This is a genomic window from Desulfosporosinus sp. BICA1-9 (assembly GCF_000802135.1).
In genome coordinates, this window is record NZ_JUEE01000149.1 from 19,631 (window position 1) to 27,339 (window position 7,709).

Sequence of the window (7,709 nt, forward strand, 5' to 3'; positions counted from 1 at the left end):
CCTCTCAAATTTTAGTAATTTTAACCTTAGTTGACGTTTCCAAGTGCCCTGTCATCCCACAGGTCCATTTAAGATCCGCTGGTAGCAATCGATTAAAATGAGTCTGCCTTTTCACCTTGGGAATGGGATGGTTGGACCAGCTGCTGATACCATTGGACATTGCGACACACCCCGGATGGATTTCTTCTAACACACTAGCCCGGCCAGTGACTTCGCCAAACGGAGAAGTAATCCTAATGCTGTCACCATTTTTAATTCCTTTGGCCTTGGCAGTTTTCGTATTGATCATCACCCCCATATGCATGGGGATATTCTCCATAGCTTCATTAATCCAAGGTATAGAATTGCTTTCTGAGAAATTGAGCAAGGTCTCTTTAAAGGCAAAAGCGTATAAATCAAATTCCGGGGCGATGTTGTGCAACGGGTGACTGTCCCGCCAGACAGGGATCGGCAAATACATGGAAGTATCCCATTTCCGTCCAGCCGCTTTCATCTTGGCTTGGAGGTCATCCCCTGTTTCTTTGAAAAAGTTAAAATATATAGGAATCCGGTGACCATGATAAGGTAAATACATTTCTTCTGGTGTCTGATGTCTTGTGGCATGACCATTTTCTTGGAACCAATCAAGCCCATGATCAGGACCATAAATGCTCTTAGCCATACGATCTGTAAGCTCAAGATTCGTATATTTTTTATCCGGTTCCAAGTAATACTCTGGTTTTAAGAAGACCGTGAAATTCAATAAGCCATTCCACTGTTCTAAGCACCCAATTCGCGCAGCTAATTCTGTTAAAATATCCGTTGCATCTCGACTATCGTAGAGAGGTTCAATGACCGGACGTCGATAAACGTGACCAGTAATTACCGGCGGCTCTATATCGACTAGGAGATGAGATTCCAGATAGGTATGATCTGGGAAGACTATATCGGCCCATTCCGAAGATTCATTGAGGACCACATCTATTGCCACAATAAAATCTAACTTTTTAAATACTTCGACCACCTTATCTGTTGCCGAAAGATTCCACATGGGGTTAGAATGCTGAATAATTAAGGCCTCAGGTTTAAAGTCAAAGCCAAATTTCTCTGGGTGCAAAATATTATCCGCGCCAAGGTGTCCCGGGTCAATTCCAATCGGAAACCATTCCATCAGTTGGAAGCTATAAGGCTTGTCGGCAAAAGCATAGGGTGGGTGCAAAAGATGGGGTTGGGGCTTAATCATCCCGTCCGTTCCCGGTTCTACAATTAAACAACGATGATCTAAGCCAACCCCGATGTGACCTCCAGGTACATCGATGTTCCCAATGATTAGATTGATCAATTTCATGGCTAAAGAATCAAGACCACCGTCAACATGCCCAATGGCTCCACGGTAGTAATTAACCCCTGCTGGACGATAAGGATATTCCTTCCCTTCGATCACAATTGTACTACCAATCCGGGCCGCTTCTCCGTATTCACGGGCGATCCGCCTAATGGTTTCAGCAGGTATCGTACAAATCTTGGACATACGCTCAGGGGTATGATCTTTTAAAGTATCTTTAATAACTTGAAAAGACGGTCGACATTTAAGGCCATTGACAACATAGTTCCCTTCAATGGCATATTCCTGGATACTCTCGTCATCAAAGACTTTGACAGAATCAGACCCCGCATCCCAAACTAAGGCCTTGCCATTCTCTGGGTCACGAACAAAATTACCATCAGGCCCAATTAAGTAAGGACCATTTGTATGTTTTTTAATAAACCCAGCATCGTATATATTTAATTCATGAAGCAGAACATTAACCATTCCTAGGACAAAGGCTCGATCCGTACCGGGTAGAACAGGTATCCACTCATCCGCCTTAGCAGCGCCGGTAGACATTCTAGGTTCCACTACCACAACCTTCATGCCTCGATTAACTCTAGCCTCTGCCATACGTTTAATAGATCCAGCGACATGCAAGTGTGAAGAAAAACCATCACCGCCTCCGATTTGAATCCAATAATTGCAATATTCATAGTCATTCGTCGCTGCAAATGAGCCATCTAAGGTTCCATTAACAGGATGATAGGCCGCCCCACAATATTGCCCGACTGTCGAAAAATAATTGGCTGATCCATAAGCCGCACCCCATCCCCAAATGTGGATACGATGAAAGTCATTGATCGAAACTAACAACTTACGTGGATCTTCCTCTCGAATCTTTTTGAGTTTTTTGGCAGTAATATCATAAGCTTCTTCCCAGGAAATTGCCTCCCACTTAGGATCGACCCCAATTCCCTTTTGGGGGTTAGTTCTTCTTAAAGGAGTTTTGACCCGGTTCGGATCGTAAAGTCGCATGATTCCCGATTGCCCTTTGGGACAGAGCTTTCCCTTATTGTTAATATCATCGGGATCCCCTTCGATTTTTAATACGACCCCATCTACAACGTGAACCCTAATTGCGCAACTGTGAATACACATTTTACAGGCACTTTTCACCCAGTAATCCTTCTGGGCCGTTAATTCAGCTTGACGCAAAGTCTCCATTCCTCCTTCTTTCACTCCTTGCCCTAACCTAACCCTAAACCTAACCTTGGTTAGACATAGCTCGTCATCTTCCTATCTCCAGCCTATAGGCTTCTCTTCAGGAATTGACCCGTTGCCTCAGAGACCATTTGTCCATCTTTGACAACGACCTTTCCTCCTTTGATCGTCATTATTGGCCAACCACGAAGTTCTTGACCATCATAGAGGCTAAAATCAGCTCTGGAACCTAAATCTTCATGGCGCACTGTTTTAACTAAATCAAGATCCACCACAACCAAATCAGCGTCACTCCCTGGTGTAATGGTCCCTTTGCGCGGATAAAGTCCGTAGATCTCGGCTGGGTTTTTGCTCATAACTTCTACTAAGCGAATGAGATCAAAACCACGATTGTTGACTCCATAATTTAACATTACCGGCAGACTCGTTCCTACTGCCGGATATCCGGGCATAGCTCCCCAAATTCCTTTTTCCGCACCCTTTAGATCTAAGGTCAAGGTAACATTGTCAGTACCCACAGTATCCAACAAGCCGCTAGCCAGACCCTGCCAGAGAGCATCGACACTTTCAGTATCCCGGAAAGGCGGAATCATATGGGCCACTAACCCCAAGGGACTATATTTATCGATGGAGAGGTAAGGGGAGGTAGTTTCCGCAAAAAGTTTGGGGTAGCGTGGTTTCAGTTCCGCCAAAGCCTTAACACTCTCAGCCGTGGAAACATGAACAATATACATTCGACTTCCTGCCAGATCATTGAGATAAGCGGCCCTCCGTACTGCATCTTCTTCGGCAGCATTAGGATGTGTATCTGCCCAATCTGCAAGAGTTTCGCTACCTCTGGCCCGCACTTTTTCAGTAGCAATCCTGATCAGATGAGGATTTTCAGCATGAACACAAACAATTGCCTTGTCTCCTAAAGCTGCCACAATTTCTAGGGTTTGGAGCATGAAGCCGTCATCAACGTCTGGTATGAGTCCGGGGATTCCTGACATGTACATCTTGAACGAGGTAATTCCGAGTTCGTTAGCATAGGTAGAGATTTCACTTTGCTGTTCGGGAGTCATAATAGCTAAGTGAAAAAAGACATCAGCAACAGCTTTTGCATTGGCGAGATCAATGACATCTTTAAAATAGGACATATATGGATTCGGACCGCCCATAAAAGCGCCTACTGTCGTAATACCGCCCATTAAAGCGGATGCTGTTTCCTTTTCCATCTCTTCTGCCAAATCACCGAAAATACCTAAATGAATATGAGGGTCAATAAGACCAGGTAAAACAAACTTTCCTGCCACTGAGATTTCTTCGTCCCCGCTTAAACCTTGGCCAATCGCTACAATTTTACCATTCTCCATTGCCACATCGGCTTCAAAGATACCCTGTCCTGGAATCACCAAACGACCGTTTTTTAATACTAATTTACTCATGAACTATACCCCCTTCTCTATTTTCCTATGGTAGTGGGAATCCGGTTTTCTCACCCCCCTAATTACAAATAACCCCATAATTAAGCCTGCGCTCTCAATAAATCTCAAGTCCTGCAGGTATTATTGACAGTGATAGGGAAAACGCAATCAAGTCGCCAGTTTTCTTTGTAAACGTTGCCACTCCAGATCAACCTCTCGTTGAATTTCCTCTATCTGAGCTTGGTTAAGATGTCTATACCTTTTTTGCAGCGCTAAATATTGTGAAACAGGTGTCCCTTTAGAACCGTAGTTCAGTGTATAACGCTCTCCATTTTCTATTTCATACAATGGAAAAACCCCTGATTCTACTGCCAAACGGGATACTTTCGGCCCAGCATTATCTGCTAAACCCCAACCATCCAGGCAGGGGGCCAAAACTAAAATAAACCGTAACCCCTTCATTTCTTTGGCCTTGGCAACCTTACGCGCTAGATCTTCGGGATAACCCGTGGTTGCTGTAGCCATATAAGGAATACGGTGGGCAGCCATAATCTCCGCCAGATTCTTCTTGGGTGTTTGTTTACCCGCAGGAGTAGACGCTGTGTAAGCCAGGTAAGGGGTTGCCGAGCTTTTTTGTGATCCTGTATTCATATACCCTTCATTATCCAAACAAACGTAGATAAAATCTTCATTGCGCTCGGCTGCAGAGGATAAAGACTGGAAGCCAATATCATAGGTTCCGCCATCACCGGCCATAACGACAACTTTTGTATGGTCGTTCCCTTTTGCTTTCAGCGCTCGGGCAATACCCGTCGCCGAGGCAGCACTAGCCTCTAGAGTTGTTTGATAAACTGGCATGCGCATTGAGCTTAAGGGTTGCGGACCGGAAATAATGGCGATACAAGAAGGCGGCACTACTCCGATGGTATCCGGTCCTAAAGTGTTCACAATATAACGCATAGCCAAGGCTTCACTACAACCAGGGCAGGCAGCATGACCGGAATTAAAGACTTTTTCTTCATTAATTTGATAACCCATCTTCAATCATCACCCCTTCCAGACAGAACTTGTCACGGGTTGTGTACTCATGGCTTCCCGGACTAGTGCTGCGATATTTGTCGGAGAGATATTCGTCCCGCCTACACCTGTCAGATATCCGTGTATTGCAGGTCCACGCTCCAAACCATATAAGGCTGCTTTAAGTTCTTGATGAAGGAAGCCACCTGTCCCAGGGGCAAAATTGCGGTCCAAAACCATGACCTTAGGTACACCCCTTAAGGCCTGGCGCACTGCCTCGAAGGGAAACGGCCTGAACAATTTAACCTTGATTAAACCGACTGGTACGCCTTCTTTGCGTAGATTATCCACGGCATCCCGAGCAGTACCTACCATACTTCCCATGGTGGCAATTACTAATTCAGCGCCCTCGCAGCAATACTCCTCAATAATTCCATAACCGCGACCCGTAAGCTCCCGCCACTCTAGATCTGCTTCTTGAGCCACATTAATAACACTTTCCATCGCCAAACCCAGATCTCGGCGATGACGATAGAACATCTCTTGATTGACGGTATTTCCCCAAGATTCCCCGATCTCTGGATCTAAACGATGGAGGGGATTAAAATCAGGTAAGTATTGATCCACCATCTCTTGAGCCGGAACCTCAACAATATCTAAGGCGTGTGAAACATAAAATGCTTCATGCATAACCATAGCCGGGAGCATGACCTTTTCGGCAACCCGATAGGCTTGCAGGACAGTATCCAAAGACTCTTGACCATGTTCACAGTAATATTGAATCCAACCCGTGTCTCGTTGTGCTAAACTGTCTGTTTGATCAGGCCAGAAACCCCAGGGCGAACCAATGGTCCGGTTGACATTAAACATCACGATGGGAGCCCTAGCTCCGGAGGCATAATGTAACATTTCGTGCATTAACATTAAGCCCTGAGAGGCAGTCGCCGTAAACACTCTAACCCCTGTCAGAGAGGCTGTGATACAAGCTGCCATGGCGGAATGCTCTGATTCGGCTGTCATTAATTCAACAACCATTTCACCAGCGGCTTGAAACTCCGAAATTTTTTCCACAATTGGCGTTTGGGGTGTAATCGGGTAAATGGGAACTACTTTTGGTTGAGCCAGTCTTACACCATAGGCAACAGCATGGTTACCATTCACTAGAATGCGGTTATTGTTTTTGTTCATCGTCCTGTTTCCTCCTTCAATACAACCGCTCCTCGTGGACATTCCTGAACACAACTACCACAGCCTTTACAAAATTGATCTAAAATGCGGTAATGTTCTGTCAAGGAAGAGTCTTTAACCACTGCCATGTCTGGACAAAAGTAAAAACAATTGTCGCACTCCACACAATTACCACAACTGAAACAGCGCTCTGATTGGGTCTGAGTTTGTTGGGGACTAAAACCTATTTTAAGCTCTGCAAAGTTTTTGAGCCTTTCTTCAACCGCAACTGTGCCCTTCTCTTCCCGATTCTGCTCCGGGAAATAAAACATATTAATTTCCTGGTAAGCAACTACGTCTTGTGACGTTTGCGTATCTTTTGAACTAATCCCCTTGGAATACGGTTTCTTTAAATACTTATCAATACTTTGGGCAGCTTTTTTCCCTTGCCCAATTGCTGTGGAGACAAAGCGCTCTGCAGGAGTCACATCTCCGCCCGCAAAAATTCCAGGTCGATTAGTCGCTAAATTAGCATCGACCCTGACTAAAGATTGTCCGACATTGATTACGCTATCCCAACCGGTCAATTCGGCATCTTGTCCAACCGCCAAGATAACATTCGTTGCAGAAACGCTAAATTCAGTACCAGAGAGTGGAATTGGCCTAAGTACTCCTGCAGGAGAATTCTCATCTAACGTAACCCTGATACAGTGCAAACTAAGGGTTTCAAAACTTATGCCTACATTCTGAACCATAACACCCGCTAAAATCTCGACTCCTTCTTCCAAAGACTCAGTCAGCTCATCAGGCTGAGCGGGCAGTGACTCTCTAGCCTCTAAGGCTAGTACCTTAACCTGACTACCTAAACGCCGGGCTGTACCAGCGACATCTAAGGCCACACTACCTCCCCCGATGACAACCACGTCTTGCCCTAATGGAGGAGCTTCTCCACGGTTAACCTTTTCCAGAAAATCTAAGCCGTTAAACACCCTGAGGTTATCTACTGAAAATTGGGGGAGTGTTTTAGAACTCTGAGCCCCTAAAGCCAGGAAAACGGCTGAATATTCCTTTTCTAACCCGCTTAAATCACTGGCCTTAACCGAATGATTCAACTTTACTTCTATACCTAGTGCTTCTAAGCGTCTTAATTCCCCATCCCAGGTTTCCTTGGCTAATCGATAGCTAGGAATCCCATAGCGCAAAACACCGCCGAGTTCGGGACGAGTCTCAAAGATGGTAACCTTATAACCAAGTCTTTTGAGCTGATAAGCACAGGATAGTCCTGCTGGTCCACCACCGATCACTGCTATCTTCTGGTCTAGTGCTACCGTTGGCTGGGGTAAGGCCCACCCCTCACTCAAGGCTAAATCGCCAACAAATTGTTCAAGGGCATTGACCGCGACTGCACCATCATATTCACGACGATTACAGGCACCCTCGCAGGGATGATGACAGATTCGCCCAGTTACCGCGGGAAAAGGATTGTTGTCCACAAGAGAAGACCAAGCCTCTCGATAGTGTTGCTTCCTGGCTAACATGATCCAAGTAGGTATCTCCCCGTCAACTGGACAGGCACAGTGGCAAGGTGCTAAACGCTTTTGATAAAA

5 protein-coding genes are annotated in these 7,709 nt (G+C 45.5%); all 5 read right to left on the minus strand.

The features are described from left to right. Positions 1 to 4: 4 nt before the first annotated feature. Positions 5 to 2,506 (minus strand): molybdopterin-dependent oxidoreductase, encoded by a 2,502-nt coding sequence (locus tag JL57_RS18530; RefSeq protein ID WP_291300249.1) that lies wholly within the window; start codon positions 2,504 to 2,506, stop codon positions 5 to 7. A 92-nt stretch (positions 2,507 to 2,598) separates the two neighbouring features. Next, positions 2,599 to 3,939, minus strand: a complete 1,341-nt coding sequence (locus JL57_RS18535) for a dihydroorotase family protein (RefSeq protein WP_034143454.1) — start codon at positions 3,937 to 3,939, stop codon at positions 2,599 to 2,601. A gap of 147 nt (positions 3,940 to 4,086) precedes the next feature. Continuing rightward, the gene (locus JL57_RS18540) at positions 4,087 to 4,956 is read right to left on the minus strand and encodes a thiamine pyrophosphate-dependent enzyme (protein ID WP_034143455.1); all 870 of its coding nucleotides are present in this window, start codon (positions 4,954 to 4,956) and stop codon (positions 4,087 to 4,089) included. Between the two features lie 9 nt (positions 4,957 to 4,965). Further along, positions 4,966 to 6,123 (minus strand): transketolase C-terminal domain-containing protein, encoded by a 1,158-nt coding sequence (locus JL57_RS18545; protein ID WP_034143456.1) that lies wholly within the window; start codon positions 6,121 to 6,123, stop codon positions 4,966 to 4,968. Beyond that, on the minus strand, positions 6,120 to 7,709 hold a 1,590-nt coding region (locus tag JL57_RS18550), incomplete at its 5' end, for an NAD(P)-binding protein (RefSeq protein WP_034143465.1). The genes JL57_RS18550 and JL57_RS18545, both read right to left, overlap by 4 nt.

Coding starts and splice junctions, on each gene's coding strand:
- JL57_RS18545 (WP_034143456.1), bottom strand. CDS start 6,123: ATGAACAAAAACAATAACCGCATTCTAGTGAATGGTAACCATGCTGTT.
- JL57_RS18540 (WP_034143455.1), bottom strand. CDS start 4,956: ATGGGTTATCAAATTAATGAAGAAAAAGTCTTTAATTCCGGTCATGCT.
- JL57_RS18535 (WP_034143454.1), bottom strand. CDS start 3,939: ATGAGTAAATTAGTATTAAAAAACGGTCGTTTGGTGATTCCAGGACAG.